This is a genomic window from Variovorax sp. GW821-FHT09B05, from assembly GCF_059418265.1.
Window position 1 is genome coordinate 1 of sequence record NZ_JBWKPN010000001.1, and the last position, 16,863, is coordinate 16,863.

The 16,863-nt window shown below is 72.3% G+C and carries 13 protein-coding genes; all 13 read right to left on the bottom strand.

Features of this window, described 5'->3' with window-relative positions:
• Positions 1-286: 286 nt before the first annotated feature.
• Positions 287-1,894 carry an ABC transporter substrate-binding protein gene (locus AC07RM_RS00005; RefSeq protein ID WP_495332009.1) on the bottom strand — a complete coding sequence of 536 codons (1,608 nt, stop codon included), beginning with the start codon at positions 1,892-1,894 and terminating at the stop codon, positions 287-289.
• A gap of 33 nt (positions 1,895-1,927) precedes the next feature.
• Positions 1,928-3,646 carry a hydantoinase B/oxoprolinase family protein gene (locus tag AC07RM_RS00010; protein WP_495332011.1) on the bottom strand — a complete coding sequence of 573 codons (1,719 nt, stop codon included), beginning with the start codon at positions 3,644-3,646 and terminating at the stop codon, positions 1,928-1,930.
• Positions 3,643-5,391 (bottom strand): hydantoinase B/oxoprolinase family protein, encoded by a 1,749-nt coding sequence (locus AC07RM_RS00015; RefSeq protein ID WP_495332013.1) that lies wholly within the window; start codon positions 5,389-5,391, stop codon positions 3,643-3,645. Before AC07RM_RS00015 ends, AC07RM_RS00010 begins: the two co-directional genes overlap by 4 nt.
• Entirely contained in the window at positions 5,388-7,547 is a 2,160-nt protein-coding gene (locus AC07RM_RS00020) for a hydantoinase/oxoprolinase family protein (protein ID WP_495332015.1), read from the bottom strand. The genes AC07RM_RS00015 and AC07RM_RS00020 overlap by 4 nt, the downstream gene beginning before the upstream one ends.
• A gap of 38 nt (positions 7,548-7,585) precedes the next feature.
• Positions 7,586-8,866 carry a cystathionine beta-lyase gene (metC, locus tag AC07RM_RS00025; protein ID WP_495332017.1) on the bottom strand — a complete coding sequence of 427 codons (1,281 nt, stop codon included), beginning with the start codon at positions 8,864-8,866 and terminating at the stop codon, positions 7,586-7,588.
• Between the two features lie 61 nt (positions 8,867-8,927).
• Complete coding sequence (locus AC07RM_RS00030; protein WP_495332019.1) at positions 8,928-9,563, bottom strand: cysteine dioxygenase family protein; 636 nt, start codon at positions 9,561-9,563, stop codon at positions 8,928-8,930.
• Positions 9,564-9,579: 16 nt separating this feature from the next.
• Positions 9,580-10,458: an amino acid ABC transporter ATP-binding protein gene (locus AC07RM_RS00035; protein WP_495332021.1), complete on the bottom strand. Its 879-nt coding sequence runs from the start codon at positions 10,456-10,458 to the stop codon at positions 9,580-9,582.
• Positions 10,445-11,281, bottom strand: a complete 837-nt coding sequence (locus AC07RM_RS00040; RefSeq protein ID WP_495332023.1) for an amino acid ABC transporter permease — start codon at positions 11,279-11,281, stop codon at positions 10,445-10,447. The genes AC07RM_RS00035 and AC07RM_RS00040 overlap by 14 nt, the downstream gene beginning before the upstream one ends.
• The gene (locus AC07RM_RS00045) at positions 11,271-12,017 is read right to left on the bottom strand and encodes an amino acid ABC transporter permease (RefSeq protein ID WP_495332025.1); all 747 of its coding nucleotides are present in this window, start codon (positions 12,015-12,017) and stop codon (positions 11,271-11,273) included. The genes AC07RM_RS00040 and AC07RM_RS00045 overlap by 11 nt, the downstream gene beginning before the upstream one ends.
• Before the next feature lie 151 nt (positions 12,018-12,168).
• On the bottom strand, positions 12,169-13,023 hold the full coding sequence (locus AC07RM_RS00050; RefSeq protein WP_495332027.1) for a transporter substrate-binding domain-containing protein: 855 nt from the start codon (positions 13,021-13,023) through the stop codon (positions 12,169-12,171).
• 70 nt (positions 13,024-13,093) lie between these two features.
• Positions 13,094-14,785 (bottom strand): rhodanese-like domain-containing protein, encoded by a 1,692-nt coding sequence (locus AC07RM_RS00055; protein WP_495332029.1) that lies wholly within the window; start codon positions 14,783-14,785, stop codon positions 13,094-13,096.
• Between the two features lie 84 nt (positions 14,786-14,869).
• Positions 14,870-15,778: an SDR family NAD(P)-dependent oxidoreductase gene (locus AC07RM_RS00060; RefSeq protein ID WP_495332031.1), complete on the bottom strand. Its 909-nt coding sequence runs from the start codon at positions 15,776-15,778 to the stop codon at positions 14,870-14,872.
• Positions 15,775-16,851: an ABC transporter substrate-binding protein gene (locus AC07RM_RS00065; protein ID WP_495332033.1), complete on the bottom strand. Its 1,077-nt coding sequence runs from the start codon at positions 16,849-16,851 to the stop codon at positions 15,775-15,777. The genes AC07RM_RS00060 and AC07RM_RS00065 overlap by 4 nt, the downstream gene beginning before the upstream one ends.
• Between the last annotated feature and the right edge of the window lie 12 nt (positions 16,852-16,863).

The following is a 16,863-nucleotide window of genomic DNA, read 5'->3' on the forward strand; positions in this document are numbered from 1 at the left end:
GCGCAGCGATGGCCCGACCCACCCCCTCTGGCTGCGCCGAGGAGCGCAGCGTTTCGCGGATAAGGGCTCGCAGCTGTTTGAGCGGAACGCAGTGGAGCGAGTTCTGCGAGACCCCGCGAAACGCGAGCACCGCAGGTTGCCCCGGAGCGCAGCGGAGGGGTCGCAGACAGTGGGGTCGCCTTTCTTTGCTTACTTTCTTTGGCGAGACAAAGAAAGTGAGCCGCCCGCCGGGGCGGGACCCGGCCTACGGCCTCACCAAAGAACAAAACCCCAAAACAAAAGAAGCCTACTTCTTAGCCTCGTCAACGTAGACATCCGCCAAATTCGACTCCACCCCATCCGCAGTCAACGAGTGGTCATGCACCCGCTGATTCGCAATGGTGATGAACACAGGCTGATAGAGATTCAAATCCGGCACATCCCGCGCCACCGTCTCCTGAAACTCCTTGAACAGCTTCAACCGCCGCGCAGGATCGTTCTCCACCGCCGCATCCTCGAGCAGCTTGTCCACCACAGGACTCTGATAGTGCGTGCCATTCGAGAACGGCACCCCCTTGATGAAGTTCTTCGACCAGTAAAGCCGCTGCACCCCCACGGTCGGATCGAACAGATTGCTCGCCCCGTTGTGCGTGAACGCGAAATCGCGGTCCGTGTAGATGCGCTTGATGAAGGCGCTCGGGTCCTGTGCCCGCACCGTCACCGCGATGCCGATGCGCGCCAGGGTCGAGCGCAGGTAGTCGGCCAGGCGTGGACCGTCGGCGCCGATCGGGTTGAAGTCCAGCGGCACGCTGAAGCGCACGCCGCCGGCCTTGCGCGGATAGCCGGCCTCGTCGAGCAGGGCGTTGGCCTTCTTGAGGTCGAAGGCATAGGGCGAGGGCGCGGGATCGTGGAAGGCCTTGAGGCCGGGCGCGATCGGCGAATAGCTGACCTGGCCGTAGCCGTAGTTCACCACCTTCACGATCACGCCGCGGTCGACGGCATGGGCCACGGCCTGGCGCACCTTCTCGTTCCTGAAGTACTCGTTGTCGAGGTTGAACTCGAGCCGGGTCACGTTCGACGAGTAGCTGTTGCCCTTGGTCTCGAAGCGCAGCGCGGGCACCTTCTTGAGCCGCTCGAGATCGGCCAGCGGCACCGGCGTGCGATAGCCGAGGTCGACGGTGCCGGTCTCGAAAGCCACGGCGGCTGCCGCCGGGTCGGTCACGAAGCGCACGATCAGCTGGTCGATGAAGGGCTTGGGCTTGTCCCAGTACTCGGGATTGCGCTCGTACACGATGTGGCTGCCGCGCACCCACTCCTTGAACTTGAACGGGCCGGTGCCGATCGGCGCGTTGTTGTTCGGGTTGTTCGCGGGGTCGGTGCCCTCGTAGACGTGCTTGGGCACGATCGGCGTCTCGGTTGCGACCAGCGCGCGGATCAGGTAGGGCGCGGGCTTCGACAGCCGCAGGATCGCGGTGTACTTGTCGGGCGTGTCGATGGCCGTGAGGTTGGCAAAAGTGTTGCGGCCGCGCGGATGGATCTTCTTCAGCAGCTCGATCGAGTAGGCGACGTCGGCCGAGGTGAAGTCCTTGCCGTCGTGCCACTTCACGCCCTGGCGCAGCGTGAAGGTGTAGGTCAGGCCGTCGGGGCTGATGACCCACTTGGTCGCCAGCTGCGGCTGCGGATTGACGTCGTAGTCGTACTTGAGCAGGCCCTCGGTGACCTTGGCGCTGACGCTGAGGATCGGCGTGGCGACATTGCCGATGGTGACGAGCGCGGTCGGCTCGCTGGTCGACAGCAGGGTCAGGGTGCCGCTGTGGTTGGGCGGCGCAGCCTGGGTGGCGGCGGCGAGGCCGGCAGCGAGCAGCAGCGCGACGGCGGCGCGGCGAAGGTGCGGGGGGCGGAGCAGGGAAGACATGGTGAGAGGACAGAAAGAAGAAGAGGAACGAAATCAGGCCAGCGCAGGATCGGTCGCGGGCGCCGGCGCGGCCGTCACCAGCCCTTCGCGCAGATCGCGCGCGATGGCGGCTTCGGCGCGCCGGGCGGCATCGCCGAGACCACCGCCGCCAGGCGTCTCGACCACCAGCTTGTCGCCGGCCGGAATGAGCTGGCGCCCCTTGGCGCGCAGCGCGCGGCCCGAGGCCAGCCGCAGCCGGCCCGGCGCGCCGTCGCTGCCGCCGAGCGCGCCGCGCGCCGGGTGGTCGACGCGGTCGAAGGCGGCGGCGATCAGGAAGGCCGCGTCGGGCTGCGCATGGCGCACCTCGATCACCTGGCCCAGGCCGCCGCGCACGGTGCCGGCACCGCCCGAGTCGACGCGGAACTCCTTGCGCTCGAACAGCAGCGGCGCCTGGGTCTCGAGGATCTCGAGCGAGACGTTGCGCACGCCGCTCGGGTAGGCGGTGACCGAGAGGCCGTCCTTGCCGGGCCGTGCGCCGGTGCCGCCGGTGCTGAAGCTGATCACGTTGAAGCGCGGGCCGCGGCGCACCGCCTCGGCATCGGCCGGCGCGGTGCCGGCCAGCACCTCGCCACCCACGAGCTGCAGGTTCCACAGCGACGACGAACCCTCGGCCGGCACGCGGTCGGGCCGGGCCTGGCGCAGCGCGCCGAACACGGCGTCGGGCAGCAACTGGCCGATGACGTGGCGCGCGGTCACGGCCGCGGGATGCAGCGCATGCAGGATGCAGCCCTCGGGCGCGGCGACGCGGATCGGCGCCAGCGAGCCCGCGTTGTTGGGCACGTCGGCGCCCACCAGGCAGCGGATGCCGAAGGAGGTGTAGGCGTCGGTGTAGGCCTTGGGCACGTTGATGCCGCGCGCCACGGTGCCCGAGGTGCCGGCGAAGTCCACGTCGATGCCGTCGTCGCCGATGGTCACGGCCACCTGCAGCGTGATCGGCGCGTCGTAGCCGTCGGCCACCAGCGTGTGGTGCCAGGTGCCGCGCGGCCATTCGGCCAGCGCCTCGCGCATGGCCTGCGCCGAGCGCGCGATGACGAAGTCGCCGAGCGCCTCGAGGTCGGCCAGGCCGAACTCGCGCAGCAGGGTGCGCAGCCGCCGGCCGCCGACCTCGTTGCAGGCCACCAGCGCGAACAGGTCGCCCTCGACCTGCTCGGGATCGCGCACGTTGGCGCGGATGATGGCGTGCACCGCCGGGTCGACCGTGCCGCGGCGCACGAAGCGCAGGATCGGCAGGAACAGGCCCTCGTGATAGATCTCCAGCCCGTCGGGACTCGAGCCGATGCCGCCGATGTCGACCACGTGCAGCGTGGAGGCGAACAGCGCGACCGCGCGCCGCGCCTCGCCCTCGCCATGGAACACCGGCGTGACCATGGTCATGTCGAACAGGTGGCCGGTGCCCTTCCACGGATCGTTGGTGAGGAACACGTCGCCGTCTTCCATGGTCTCGATCGGAAAGCGGCGCAGGAAGTGCTTGACCGACTCGGCCATCGAGTTGACGTGGCCCGGCGTGCCGGTCACGGCCTGCGCGATCATCCGTCCATCGGGCAGGAACACGCCGGCCGAGAGGTCGCCGGCCTCGCGCGTGGAAGTGCCGAAGGCGGTGCGGATCAGCGTCTGGGCCTGCTCCTCGACCACCGAGAGCAGGCGGTTCCAGGCGAGCTGGTGGCGGATCAGTTGGCGGCCGGCGGGAGCCGCGGGCTTGGGTGTGGAGCTCATGCGTGGTGGTCCGAAAGTTCGGGGGCGAAGGAAGACGAAGAAGAAGGAGGGGAAGCCGCGGCCGCATGGCTGACCAGCCCGGCCTTGAGGTCGCGCGCGACCAGCGCGGGGTCGCGCCGCGCGGGATCGCCGAGGCCGGCACCGCCGGGCGTCTCGACCACCAGCACCTCGCCGGCCGGCACGAGCTGGCGGCCCTTGCCGCGCAGGGTCGTGCCCGCATGCTTGAGCCGCGCGGTGCCCGGCGCACCGTCGCCGCCGCCGAGCGCGCCGCGCGCCGGAAAGCGCACGCGGTCCCAGGTGGCCGACAGCACCATCGGGTCGCCATCGGCGTTCTCGACCTCGATCACCTGGCCCAGCCCGCCGCGCGAGCTGCCCGCGCCGCCCGAATCGGGCCGGTACTCCTTGCGCCGGAACAGCAGCGGCGCCTGGGTCTCGAGGATCTCGAGCGAGACGTTGCGCACGCCGCTCGGGTAGGCCGTGGCCGAGAGCCCGTCCTTGCCGGGCCGCGCGCCGGTGCCGCCGGTGCTGAAGCTCACGATGTTGAAGCGGCGCGCGCGCCGCAGCGCGTCGTTGGGCCCGCCCTCGATCGGCTGGCCGCCATACAGGCGGATGTTCCACAGCGACGAGGCACCCTCGGCCGGCACGCGGTCGGGCCGGGCCTGGCGCAGCGCGCCGAACACAAGGTCGGGCAGCATCTGGCCGATGGCCGCGCGCGTGGCAACGGCCGCCGGCGGCAGCGCATGGACGATCGAGCCCTCGGGCGCGACCACGCGGATCGGCGCCAGCGAGCCCGAGTTGTTGGGCACGTCCGCGCCGATCAGGCAGCGGATGCCGAAGGAGGTGTAGGCATCGGTGTAGGCCTTGGGCACGTTGATGCCGCGCGCCACCGTGCCCGAGGTGCCCGCGAAGTCGACCAGGATGCCGTCGTCGGAGATCGTGACCGCCGCATGCAGCTCGACCGGCGTGTCGTAGCCGTCCACGGTCATGTGGTTGCGCCAGGTGCCGCGCGGCCAGTCGGCCAGCGCGGCGCGCATGGCCTGGGCCGAGCGCTCGATCACGTAGTCGCCCTGCGCCCGCAGGTCGTCCAGGCCGAACTCGCGCAGCAGCCGCTGCAGCCGCGTCGCGCCCACCGCGTTGCAGGCCACCAGCGCATGCAGGTCGCCCTCGACCTGCTCGGGCTCGCGCACGTTGGCGCGCACGATGGCCAGCACCGACTCGTCGAGCACGCCGTCGCTCGCGAAGCGCAGCGGCGGCAGGAACAGGCCCTCGTGGTAGATCTCGAGCGCATCGGGGCCGGCATTCACGCCGCCGATGTCGACCACGTGCACGGTCGAGGCGAACAGCGCCACCAGCCGGCCGCCGTGGAACACCGGCGTGACCATCACCACGTCGAACAGGTGGCCCGTGCCCTTCCAGGGATCGTTGGTGACGAACACGTCGCCGTCGCGCATGGTGTGGGCCGGAAAGGCGCGCAGGAAATGCAGCACCGAGTCGGCCATCGAGTTGACGTGGCCCGGCGTGCCGGTCACGGCCTGCGCCACCATGCGGCCGTCGGGCAGGAACACGCCGGCCGACAGGTCGCCGGCCTCGCGCGTCGGCGTGCCGAAGGCGGTGCGGATCAGCGCCTGCGCCTGCTCCTCGACCACGGCGAGCAGGCGGCTCCACACGAGCTGCTGGCGCAGCGCCTGGCGCCCATTGGCGGTGCTGGCAGCGTTGGCGGTGCTGGCAGCGCTGGCAGCACTCATGCCGCCACCGCCGCCGCGTGCTCTTCCTCCTCGTGCCGCACGGCCGTGGTGTCGTCGAGCACCAGCGCGCCGAGCCGGCTCACGCGCGCCTCGAAGCCCGCGATCAGCTGCGTGGTGGTCTCGTCCTCGACGACCAGCGCCGGACCCTCGACCCACAGGCCGGGCCGCAGCGCGGCGCGCTCGTACACCGGCACCGCCTGCCAGCGGCCGGTCTCGGCGTCGTAGAGCTCGCGCGTGGCCGAGGCCGTGGCACGGCCCTCGTCGGCCACGAGGCCGTCGGCCTCCGGCGCGGCGCGGCCGCCGGCTTCCACCGCGACCGACCAGCTCACGGCCTCGGCCGCGATGTGCGGCAGGCTGCGGCCGTAGAGCGCGGCATAGCGCGCCTCGAAGCGCTGGTGCAGCGCGGCGCTGGCGGCCGCGTCGAACGCGCCCTCGGGCAGCTCGACCGGGATCTCGTGGCCCTGGCCCGCATAGCGCATGAACACCACGCGCTGGCGCACCAGCGGCGCGCCGGGCGCGGCGCGCAGCACCACGTCGTCGGCGGTGGCGGTGAGCTCGTCGAGCAGACGGCCCACGGCCGCATGGTCGATGCGGTCGAGCCGCTGGTGCAAGCTGCGCACCGTCTGGTAGGCCACCGGTGCCCAGAGGAAGCCCAGCGCCGAGCCCACGCCGGCCGAGTTCGGGATCACCAGCCGCGCGATGCCGAGCTTGCGCGCCAGCAGCGCCGCATGCAGCGGCGCCGCGCCGCCGAAGGCGATCAGCGTGCTCTCCTCGGCCACCTTGCCGAGCTCCGAGGCATGCACGCGCGCCGCGTTGGCCATGTTCTCGGTCACGATCTCGACCACCGCCTGCGCGGCGGCCTCGACCTCGAGCCCGGTCTGCGCGGCCACGCCCTGCAGCAGCGCGGCGCGCGCGCGCTGCGGATCGAGCCGCACCTTGCCGACCGCGAAGCGCGCCGGGTCGATCGCGCCGAGCGCGGCATGCGCGTCGGTCACGGTCGGCTGTTCGCCACCCAGGCCGTAGGCGGCCGGGCCGGGCGAGGAGCCCGCGCTGTCGGGGCCGACCTGCACCACGCCCAGGTGGTTGACGCGCGCGATCGAGCCGCCACCGGCGCCGATCTCCACCATCTCGATCACCGGGATGCGGATCGGCAGGCCCGAGCCCTTGAGATGGCGATGCACGCGGCCGAACTCGAAGCTGCGGCTCAGCTGCGGCTGGTAGTCGTCGATGAAGCAGATCTTGGCCGTGGTGCCGCCCATGTCGAACGAGAGCGCGCGCGTGGCGCCGATCTGCTCGGCCACCTGGCGCGCGAGCACCGCGCCGCCCGCCGGGCCCGACTCGACCAGCCGCACCGGCTCGTCGATGCCGGCCTGCAGCGTGGTGATGGCGCCGCCCGAGGTCATGAGGAAGGGCTCGGCCTTCAGGCCGCGTTCGCGCGCGCCTTCCTGCAGCCGGCGCAGGTAGCCGGCCACCTGCGGCTGCACGTAGGCATTGGCGCTGACGGTCGAGAGCCGCTCGTACTCGCGGATCTCGGGGCAGACGTCGGAGGCCAGCGACACCCACAGCTGCGGCGCATGCTCGCGCAGCAGCTCGCGCACGCGGCGCTCGTGCACGGGGTTCGCATAGCCGTGCAGGAAGCACACGGCCACGCTCTCGATGCCGTCGGCCACGAGCTGGCGCGCGAGCACGGCCACCTGGGCCTCGTCGAGCGGCGTGACCACGCGGCCGGCCGCGTCGGTGCGCTCGACCACGCCATGGCGCCAGTGGCGCGGCACCAGCGGCGCCGGCTTGTCGAGGAACACGTCGTACTGCGCGAAGCGGTCCTCCAGCCCGATCTCGACCAGGTCGCGGAAGCCGTGCGTGGTCAGCAGCGCCGTGGGCGCCCCCTTGCGCTCGATCAGCGCGTTGGTGGCCAGCGTGGTGCCGAGGATCAGCAGGTCGACGTCGGCCCAGGCCGCGCCGGCGTGCTGCAGCACCTCCGCCACGCCGTCGAACACGGCCTGCTCGGGCGCCGCCGGCGTGGTGAGCACCTTCACGGTGTGCTTGCGCTCGCCGCGCAGCAGCACGATGTCGGTGAAGGTGCCGCCGACGTCGACCGCCACGCGCACGCGGGGGTCGATGACGGGGACGGTGGGGGAGGAGGAGTGCGAGGACATGACGACGGTACGGGAAAAACGGGAGAGGAAGGGAAGACTCAGAGCAGGTGCGCGCCTGCGCTCAATTCACGGAACGGCGCCGCGGCGGGGGCCGGCACGGGTGCGGGCGCGGCTGCGGGCGCGGTAGTGGTCGGCGTCGCCTTCGCGAAGGCCCGCGCCAGGTCGGCCACCAGGTCGCCCGGATCCTCGAGGCCGACATGCAGCCGCACCACCGGCGCGTTGCCCTGCCATTGGCGGTGCTCGCGCAGCCGCTCGGGCTGGGCCGCGAGCGCCAGGCTCTCGTAGCCGCCCCACGAGGCGCCGATGCCGAACAGCGTGAGTGCGTCGACGAAGGCATCGGCCTCGGCGGCCGTGGCATCGCGGAACGCGAAGGACACCAGGCCGCTCGCGCCGCTGAAGTCGCGCCGCCACAGCGCATGGCCCGGGTCCTCGGGCAGCGCCGGGTAATACACGCGGCCGACCTGCGGCTGCTGCTGCAGGAAGCGCGCGACCTCGGTGGCATTGCGCTGATGCTGCGCCAGCCGAACCGGCAGCGTGCGCAGGCCGCGCAGCGCCAGGTAGGCGTCGTCGGCGCCGATGGTCAGGCCCAGCGCCTCGTGCGCGCTCAGCAGCTTCGCGGCCAGCGCGGGGCTGTCGACCACCACGATGCCCTGCATCAGGTCGGAATGGCCCGAGATGTACTTGGTGGCGGCCTGGATCGAGATGTTGGCGCCGAGCGCGAGCGGCTTGTAGAACCAGCCGCCGCTCCAGGTGTTGTCGGTGGCCACGGTCACGCCGCGCTCGCGCGCGATCTTGCTGAGCGCGGGCAGGTCGAGCACCTCGTAGAGCAGCGAGGTCGGCGACTCGAGGTACAGCAGCCGTGTGTTGGGCCGCAGCAGGCTCGCCAGGTCGTCGTGCGCGGGCGAGAAGTATTCGACCGTGATGTTCAGCCGCTTGAGCAGGGTGCTGTCGACGCGCCGCAGCGGCGCATACACGCCATCGGCCACCAGCGCATGGTCGCCGGGCGACAGCAGCGCGAGCAGCACCAGCGTGATCGCCGACAGGCCCGAGGGCGTGAGGAAGGCGCGGTGCCCGCCCTCGAGCGCGGTCACCGCATCCTCGAGCGCGCGGTGCGTGTCGAGGCCATGGCGGCCGTAGGAGGCCACGCGCTCGCCCGCGGCGCGGCGGTGGTGATGATCGGCATGGGCGGCAGTGTTCTCGAAGCGCACGGTGCTCGTGCGCACCACGGGCACGCTGACCGGGCCCGAGCCGGCGCGCAGCTGCGGCGCGCCCGCGTGCAGCAACCGCGTCGCGTCGTTCAAGCCGTTGGCCGCGTTCATCGGAGTACCTTCGTGCTTCGCACTGCGGTGCGAGCTTGCTTGGGGCGGCCCGGCGCGGCGCTCATGCCACCGCCTTGCTCGGCTGCAGCTGCGTCGCGTTGTAGTTGACGATCGCGCCGGTCTCGAGGTTCACGCCGATGCGGCGCGACAGCGTCTCGAGCGGCTGGCCGTAGAGATGGAAATGCAGCGTGGGCCGGTCGCCGATCACGTGGATGCTGTGCAGGTCCTCGGGCAGGAAAGCGATCGAGGTGCCGGGCTGCACCGTCACCTCGCGTTCGAGTTCGAGCCGCGCCTGCGCGGGATCTCTGCCGTCGTCGGTGCGGCGGTAGACGCGGTTCTCCTCCTGGCCCTCGACCGCCACGATGGTGGCCCAGGTCGTGTGGTTGTGCGGGATCGAGGTCTTGCCGGGGTTGATCGAGTTCAGGTAGAGCGCCACGTCGTCGTCGCCGTCCCCGGGGTTGAGCCGGTAGCGCGTGGAGGCGCCCACGCCTTCGCTCGCAGCCGGTGGCGGGAAGTCCTCGCGCGTGAACAGGGCGGTGTGGGCCGCAAGCTTCTCGAGCCGCGCCGTGATGCGCGCGAGCACCGCGCGGTCGAGTGCCTGGGCGGCGGCGATGGCGCGGATGTCGGCCAGGGCCTGGTCGACGGCGATGCGGCGCTGTGCCGCGATGGCGGTCGTGTCGTTCTGGGAAGTGGTCATGGGGAGCCTCGGTGGGTCAGAGGGCGAAGCGCAGTCGGTCGAAGGGCAGCGTTTCGGGGAAGGGGGCGGGGCGGCGCGCGGGCACGGCGGCGTCCGCCTCGTCGGAGCGGTCGCGCGCGCCGTCGCCGAGCGCGCGGTGCAGGAAGGCGCGCGTGCGGTCGCTGGCGGGCGCGCGGAAGATGCGCGCGGGCGGGCCGTGCTCGACGATCACGCCGGCCTCGGTGAAGTAGACGGTGTCGCTGATCTCCTCGGCGAAGCGCATCTCGTGCGTCACCAGCACGCAGGTCAGGCCTTCGCGCACCAGGTCGCGGATCACGGTCAGCACCTCGCCCACGGTCTCGGGGTCGAGCGCCGAGGTCACCTCGTCGAACAGCATCAGCTCGGGCCGCATCGCGAGCGCGCGCGCGATCGCCACGCGCTGCTGCTGGCCGCCCGAGAGCTCGCCCGGATAGGCCGCGGCCTTGTGCGAGAGCCGTACCTTGTCGAGCAGCTCGCGCGCCTCGCGCTCGGCGGCGGCGCGCTCGCGGCCGGCCACGCGCGTGGGGGCGATCACCAGGTTCTCGAGCACCGTGAGGTGCGGGAACAGGTTGTACTGCTGGAACACGAAGCCCACGCGCTTGCGCAGCGCGATGAACTCGGCCTCGGCGCGCAGCGCGTCCACGCGCGTGTCGCCGACGCGGATCTCGCCGCGCTGCGGGCGCAGCAGCCCGGTGATGCAGCGCAGGATGGTCGACTTGCCCGAGCCCGAGGGCCCGATGATCGACACCGCCTGGCCGCGCTGCACCTCGAGCGAGATGCCGCGCAGCACCGCGTTGGCGCCGAAAGCGAGCTCCACGTCGCGCAGGGCGACCAGGGGCGTGTTGGAAATGGGGGTGGCGGTCTCAGTGGCGGGCATGGCGGCGTTCCAGCGCGCGCGTGGCGCGGGCGATCGGGTAGCAGTAGGCGAAGAACACGGCGAGCAGCGTGAAATAGACCAGCACCGTGAAGTCGGTGCGCGCCACCGTGTTGCTCGCGACCTGGGCGGCGTCGACCACGTCGTGCGCGCCGACCAGCGAGGACAGCGCCGTGCTCATCGTGATGCTCGCGTAGAGGTTCATCCACGGCGGCAGCATGCGGCGCAGGCACTGCGGCAGCACGATCAGCCGGAAGATCTCGCCGCGCCGGAAGGCCAGCGACTGCGCCGCCTCCCATTGCGCGCTCGGGATCGACTGGATCGCGCCGCGGAAGATCTCGGCCACCACCGCGCTGGTGGGCAGCGCGAGGCCCAGCACCACCTTGAGCCAGTCGGGGAAGGGCACGGTCCAGGCCACCAGCCGCAGCTCGAACGGAAACACGTAGGTGGTGAAATAGATCAGCACCAGCACCGGCGCGTTGCGGAAGAACTGCACGTACCAGCGCGTGGCCCCGCGCACCGGCGCGAACGGCGAGAACGACAGCGCGCCCACCAGCAGCCCCACGGCGGTGCCGATCGCCATCGCGAGCACGCTGATCTGGACGTTGGTGAGCAAGCCCAGCAGCAGCGTGGGCGACCATTGCCACAGGTGGCGCAGCGCGACGGGCGTGGTGCCGGTGGCGCTCCAGGCCGCGATCAGCAGCAGCACGGCGGCCAGCGCGGCGAGCCAGGGATGGCGGCGCGGATCGAGGTGCGCGACGAGGCTGGTGCCGGCTTCGGCGCCGAGCGGGGGAGCGGCCGGTGCCGCGGCGATCTCACTGGCCATAGCCGGGCATCCGCCAGCGCGCCTCGAGCCAGCGCCCGGCCAGGCTCACGAGCCAGGTCAGCAGGCCGAAGTACAGCAGGATCAGCAGCAGCAGCTCGAGCACGTTGTCGCGCTGCGTCCAGATCATGATCGACTCGTAGGTCACGTCGCCCACGGCGATGGCCGAGGCCACCGCGGTCATCTTGACCAGGTCGACCAGGTTGTTGACCAGCGAGGGCAGCGCGAAGCGCAGCGCCAGCGGCAGCTCGACGCGCCACAGCAGCTGGCGCTGCGAGAAGCCCAGCGAGCGCGCGGCCTCGAGCGTGACGCGCGGCACCGCCTCGATGCCCGCGCGCAGCGCCTCGGCATGGAACACGCCCTTGTGCAGCGCCACCACGATCACCACCCAGACGAAGGGCGTCAGCGGATTGCCGCCGAGGCCCTGGAGCTGCTGCGTGATCAGCATGTTGAGCACGAGGAAGGCGCAATAGAGCTGCACCAGCGTCGGCGTGTTGCGCGTGAGCTCCACGAAGGCACGCGCCGGCAGCGCGACCCAGCGCCGCGGCGAGGTCAGCGCGGCCGCGATCGCCACGCCGGCCGCGAGGCTGCAGGGCACGGTCAGCACGCAGAGCTCGAAGGTGACGAGCAGCCCGCGCAGGAAGGCCTGGCGCTCGCCCGCGTCGAGCACGAAGGCGTAGTTGAGGCCCAGGGTCTTGAGCGCGGCCACGGCCTGCGCGAGCAGTCCGGCGTCGTTCATGGCTGGCGCGCCGACGATGGTGTGTCGGTGGAGGAGCGTGGCTTCATGGCGCGAACGGAAAGGGCAGGGCGCGGCGCCGGTTCAGGGGCGCCGCTCACGGCGAACGGAAGGTTGCGATGCGGGCGGGCCGGACGGGGCCGTGGCCGTGGGTTCAGGGCGCGGCGCGCAGCTTGGCCTGCAGCTCGGGCAGCAGCGGCTGCGGCGGCTCGATGCCGTTGCGCTTCTCGGTCTCGATCAGCCAGCCGCTGCGGTGCCACTGCTTCACCACCTTGTCGACGGCGGCGATGGTGTCGGCCTCGCCCTTGCGGGCCCAGACCACCGAGGGCGCGGGCAGGATCTCGTCGCGGATCGGCGCGGCGTAGGCGGCCCACTCGGGATTGCTGCGCAGCAGCGGCTGGATCAGCGTGGCGTCGTGCACGGCGGCCACGCAGTTGCCGCCGCGCAGCGCCAGCAGCGATTCCTGCGCGGTCTTGAAGCCGCGCACCTGGGCGCCGTACTGTTCCTGCAGCGGCTTCACGAAGCTGCTGCCCTGCGAGGCGCACACGGTCTTGCCGCGCAGATCCTCCCACTTGGCGATGCCGCTGGTCTTGAGCACGGCGGCCGTGCCGCCCACGCGGTAGAACGGCGTCGGCGCATGGCCGAGGATCTCGCCGCGGTCGGCGTTGTATTCCATCGAGGCGATCAGCAGGTCGACCTTGCCCGACTGCAGGAACTGCACCCGGTTGGCCGGCTGCACCTGCACCAGCTCGACTTCGGCGCCGAGCTGCTTGGCGAGATCGCGCGCGAGGTCGGGGTTCCAGCCCACGAGCTGCTGGGTGGCCGGGTCGATCGAGCCGAAGGGCCCGCCGTTGACCACCACGCCGATCGCGACCTTGCCGCGCTGCTTGATGCGGTCGAGCGTGGCGTCGGCATGGGCCGCGCCGACCAGGCCGAGCAGGGTGGCGAGCGCCGCGGCGGCGAATCGGGAGGAAGAGGGGGAGAAACGCGAACGCGGACGGGAAGTCATCGAATGAAAGGGGCGAAGCAGGGCAGGCGGCGATCTTCCGAGGCCGCGCCTGCCGTCGCAACGAAGGCCTTCAACTATCGATATGCGCTTTTCCGTGCAAGCCTCGGGTCGCTTCGCCGTGCGGCCGGAACACGGCCAGCTCGTCGCTCGCGCATTGCGCGATCAGGCCCAGCTCCCAGTCGAGGTAGCGGCGCGCCGCGTCGAGGTTGCCGTCGTGCCGGTCGTGCACGAAGAACAGGTAGTCGATGGCCTCGGCATCGCCGGGCGACGCGGGCGTGGCCTCGACGCCGTGGCCCGCGGCCGCGAGCGTCTCGTGCGTGGTCCAGGTGGGCGCGGGCCAGCCGGCATCGCGCAGGTCGGCGGCGGCGAGCCGTGCCACCAGCGCGTCGGGCGCGATCAGCAGCAGCGGGCGGCGCGTGTCGTCACCGGTGGCGGTGCGCGCATCGGCCAGCAGGCGCGGGCGGATCGACCAGCGCGCGCCGTGCACATGGGCCTGGCGGTAGGCCGGCGACGCGCGCAGGTCGAGCAGCACCGTGCCCTCGGGCAGCGCGGCGAGCTGCCCGGCCGAAGCCGAAGCGGGCACCGGGCCCAGCGTCGGCGGCGCGCCCTCGGGCACGCGCAGCCCGCTCGCGAGGCCGCCTTCGACCAGCGCGGCCTCGAGGCCCAGCCGGCGCAGCCACAGCGCGATGACCGGCGCGCGTACGCCATCGTCGTCGAGCACCAGCACGCGCGCATGGCGCACGCCGATCTGCAGGTCGGTGGCCTGCAGCAACTGGCCGCCCGGTGCATGGCGCGCGCCGGGCAGGCTGCCGGCCGCGAATTCCTCGGCCGTGCGCACGTCGAACACGAAGGCGGTGCGGTTGGCGTCGTCGAGCCAAGCCTGTGCCGCGGCGTGCGACAGCACCGGCACGCCGAAGCGCCGCGCGGCGGCCTCGGCACTCGCGCGCGCGGCTTCGTGCTGCGCCGCATCGGGCGCGGCCGGCAGCGCGCGGCGGCTGCCGCGTTCGAGCGCGAGGCCGGCCAGCGCCCAGCCCTGGGTGCCGTTCTCGAGCGCGAACACCGGGTTGGGCACGCCGAGGTCGCGCAGGATCTGCGCGCCGACGATGCTGCGGGTGCGGCCCGCGCAGTGCACCACGATCGGCGTGCGCTCGTCGCTCACCTGGGTGCGCCAGCGCAGCGCCAGTTCGCCGTTGGGCACGGGAATGGCACCGGGCAGCGTCATCTTGCGGTGTTCCTCGAGCGTGCGGCCGTCGAGCAGCACGAAGGGCTCGGCCTCGCGCTGCCAGCGCGCCAGCGTGGGCGCGTCGATGTGCGGCACCTCGAAGGCATGCTCGGCGACCTCGCCGAAGGTCTTCGAAGGCAGGTTCACGCCCTTGAACAGTGTGCGGCCCGCGCCTTCCCAGGCCGGCGCGCCGCCGGCCAGCACCGAGACGCCGGACCAGCCGAGCGCGGCCAGCCGCAGGGCCGCGCGCCGGGCCAGCGCATCGCCGTCGATACCGTCGTCGAACAGCACGGTGCGGGTCGCGCGGCGCGGCACCAGCCGCGCCACCTCGGGCTCGAGCCGGCTGTAGGCCGCATGCACCGCGAAGAAGGGATGGCCCTCGCCGTACTGGCCGTGCTCGCGGATGTCGAGCAGCGCGAGTTCGTCGCCGTCCTGCAGCCAGCGCTGCAGGATGGCTGCATCGATGGCGGGCACGCGTTCGGGGAGGGAAGAGGGCGCCGCGCCGGTGGCGGGCGCCGCGAGATCGGCGAGTGAGGACATGGAATGGGGACGGTGAAAACCGGCGGCACCTTAACGGCCGCCGGTGCGCGCGGCTACGAAGCCTTCCGCATAAGCACATGCGGTTCAGGCCGCGAGCGACTCGGTCACGAAGTCCTCGATGCGCCGTGGTGGCCGGCCCAGCACGCGCTCCACCGTGTCGGTGACGGTGGCCGCCTCGCCGGCACCGATCAGCGCGGCGAACTGCGCATGCACCTGCGCGATGTAGGGCGAGGGCGCCTGCGCCTGGCGTGCCGCGAGTTCCTGCGGTGACAGCGGTTCGGCCACCACCGGCCGGCCGCTGAGGCCGGCGGCGATGCGCGCGAGCTCGCCATGGTCGACGGCGCGCGCACCGGTCAGCACCCAGGGGCCGGGCGGCGCGTCGTCCGCATCGTTCAGCAGCGCCTCGACCGCCACGTCGGCGATGTCGCGCGCATCGATGTAGGCCACGCGCGGCAGGCCCGGCGGCGCATGCAGCACATCGCCCGCGGCCAGTTCGGCCGCCAGCCGCGCCAGCACCACCTGCGTCCAGGCATTGGGGCGCAGCACGCGGTGCGCGATGCCCGAGGCGGCCAGCGCGGCTTCGATGCGCGCATGCGCGTCGCCCGACAGCGAACGGCCCGGCGGCTCGATGGTCCAGTGCGAGCCCGAGAGCTTGACGATGCGGCGCACGCCGGCCTCGGCCGCGGCCTCGATGGCGGCGATCTGCTGCGCGGCCAGCGCGGGCACGATCGGCGACAGCAGGAACAGGTGCGAGACGCCCTCGAAGGCGCGCCGCAGCGAGGCCCGGTCCTCGAGGTCGCCCACCGCCACCTCGAAGGGCGCGCGCTCGTGCCGGCTCTGGTCGGCCAGCGCGGCGGCGTTCGCCACCTGCCGCGTGAAGGCGCGCACCACCGCGCCGCGCTCGCGCAGCCGAGGCACCAGCAGGCGGCCGAGCCGGCCGGTGGCACCCGTCACGAGGATGCGCGGCGTCGGGTTGGCGTTGGCGGCGCTCATGCGGCGGCGAGCACGGCGGCTTCGGGCGCGGCCGCCTTGCCGGCACGCAACGCACGCAAGGGCTCGGCGTCGACCCAGTCGCCGAGGTCGAAGTCGCCCGGCAGGAAGCCCCACTGCAGCAGGAAGTCCTTGAAATGCCCGATCGCCTCGACCAGCGGCGCGTCGAGCCCGATGCCCAGGTGCCGGTGCACCTCGGGCCCGTTCGAGGCCAGCACCGCCTCCTCGCTGGTGGCGATCTCGCGCGCCACGAAGCGCACCGTCTCGTCGGGATGGTCCTCGGCCCAGCGGCCCGCGCGCTCGACCACCTCGAGCAGGCGCAGCACCAGGTCGGGCCGCCGCTCGGACAGCGCCGCATCGACCGTCAGCACGCGCGGCGTGCCGTTGTTGATGCGGATCTTCGGATCGGGATGGCTGCCGAACTCGGCCACCACCTGGGCGCCGATCAGGTTCGCGACCACCAGGCCCTCGGCGCCCTTGACGAAGATCGCGTCGACCTCGCCGCGCACCAGCGCCTCGACCTCGCGGAAATAGGGATGGCGCCGGCGCAGCCCGAACAGGCTGGGCTCGCCCTGCGCGAGGATCACCGACTCCTCGATCGGCAGCTGCACCAGCGTGAGGTCCTCGGTCGTGAGGCCGGCCAGCGACAGCGCCGACACCACGCCCTTGAGCGCGGTGGCGCGATGGAAGTCGATCAGGTCGTTGACCCGGCGCGGCACCGCGAAGCGCCGGCCCGCGAGCTGCTCGATCGACGCGATGCCGCGCCCCGGCAGCGTCACGATGGCCTGGAACTCGTCGGTCCAGGTGATCGCCACCAGCCGCGTTGCGCGGCCGTTGGCGCGGGCCCAGATTGGCGGGATGTTGCCGCCCTGGCGGAAGGACCAGGCCAGGTGGTGGTCGAAGTGGCTCTCGCGGATGCTGCGGTCCTTCGAGTCGATGATCGATTCGATCGCGATGCCTTCCTCGGCGAAGGTCTGGGCCAGCCAGCCCTGGCGCGCGGCAATGCCCAGTGGCGAGGGCACGGGGCAGCGGGTGTACCAGAGCACGTCGGGGCGGTCGGTGGTGGCGGTGGTCATGGAGAGGTTTCC

Excerpts from the sequence above, each read along its gene's own strand:
- AC07RM_RS00005 (WP_495332009.1), bottom strand. The coding sequence starts at position 1,894 with ATGTCTTCCCTGCTCCGCCCCCCGCACCTTCGCCGCGCCGCCGTCGCG.
- AC07RM_RS00010 (WP_495332011.1), bottom strand. The coding sequence starts at position 3,646 with ATGAGCTCCACACCCAAGCCCGCGGCTCCCGCCGGCCGCCAACTGATC.
- AC07RM_RS00015 (WP_495332013.1), bottom strand. The coding sequence starts at position 5,391 with ATGAGTGCTGCCAGCGCTGCCAGCACCGCCAACGCTGCCAGCACCGCC.
- AC07RM_RS00020 (WP_495332015.1), bottom strand. The coding sequence starts at position 7,547 with ATGTCCTCGCACTCCTCCTCCCCCACCGTCCCCGTCATCGACCCCCGC.
- metC (WP_495332017.1), bottom strand. The coding sequence starts at position 8,866 with ATGAACGCGGCCAACGGCTTGAACGACGCGACGCGGTTGCTGCACGCG.
- AC07RM_RS00030 (WP_495332019.1), bottom strand. The coding sequence starts at position 9,563 with ATGACCACTTCCCAGAACGACACGACCGCCATCGCGGCACAGCGCCGC.
- AC07RM_RS00035 (WP_495332021.1), bottom strand. The coding sequence starts at position 10,458 with ATGCCCGCCACTGAGACCGCCACCCCCATTTCCAACACGCCCCTGGTC.
- AC07RM_RS00040 (WP_495332023.1), bottom strand. The coding sequence starts at position 11,281 with ATGGCCAGTGAGATCGCCGCGGCACCGGCCGCTCCCCCGCTCGGCGCC.
- AC07RM_RS00045 (WP_495332025.1), bottom strand. The coding sequence starts at position 12,017 with ATGAACGACGCCGGACTGCTCGCGCAGGCCGTGGCCGCGCTCAAGACC.
- AC07RM_RS00050 (WP_495332027.1), bottom strand. The coding sequence starts at position 13,023 with ATGACTTCCCGTCCGCGTTCGCGTTTCTCCCCCTCTTCCTCCCGATTC.
- AC07RM_RS00055 (WP_495332029.1), bottom strand. The coding sequence starts at position 14,785 with ATGTCCTCACTCGCCGATCTCGCGGCGCCCGCCACCGGCGCGGCGCCC.
- AC07RM_RS00060 (WP_495332031.1), bottom strand. The coding sequence starts at position 15,778 with ATGAGCGCCGCCAACGCCAACCCGACGCCGCGCATCCTCGTGACGGGT.
- AC07RM_RS00065 (WP_495332033.1), bottom strand. The coding sequence starts at position 16,851 with ATGACCACCGCCACCACCGACCGCCCCGACGTGCTCTGGTACACCCGC.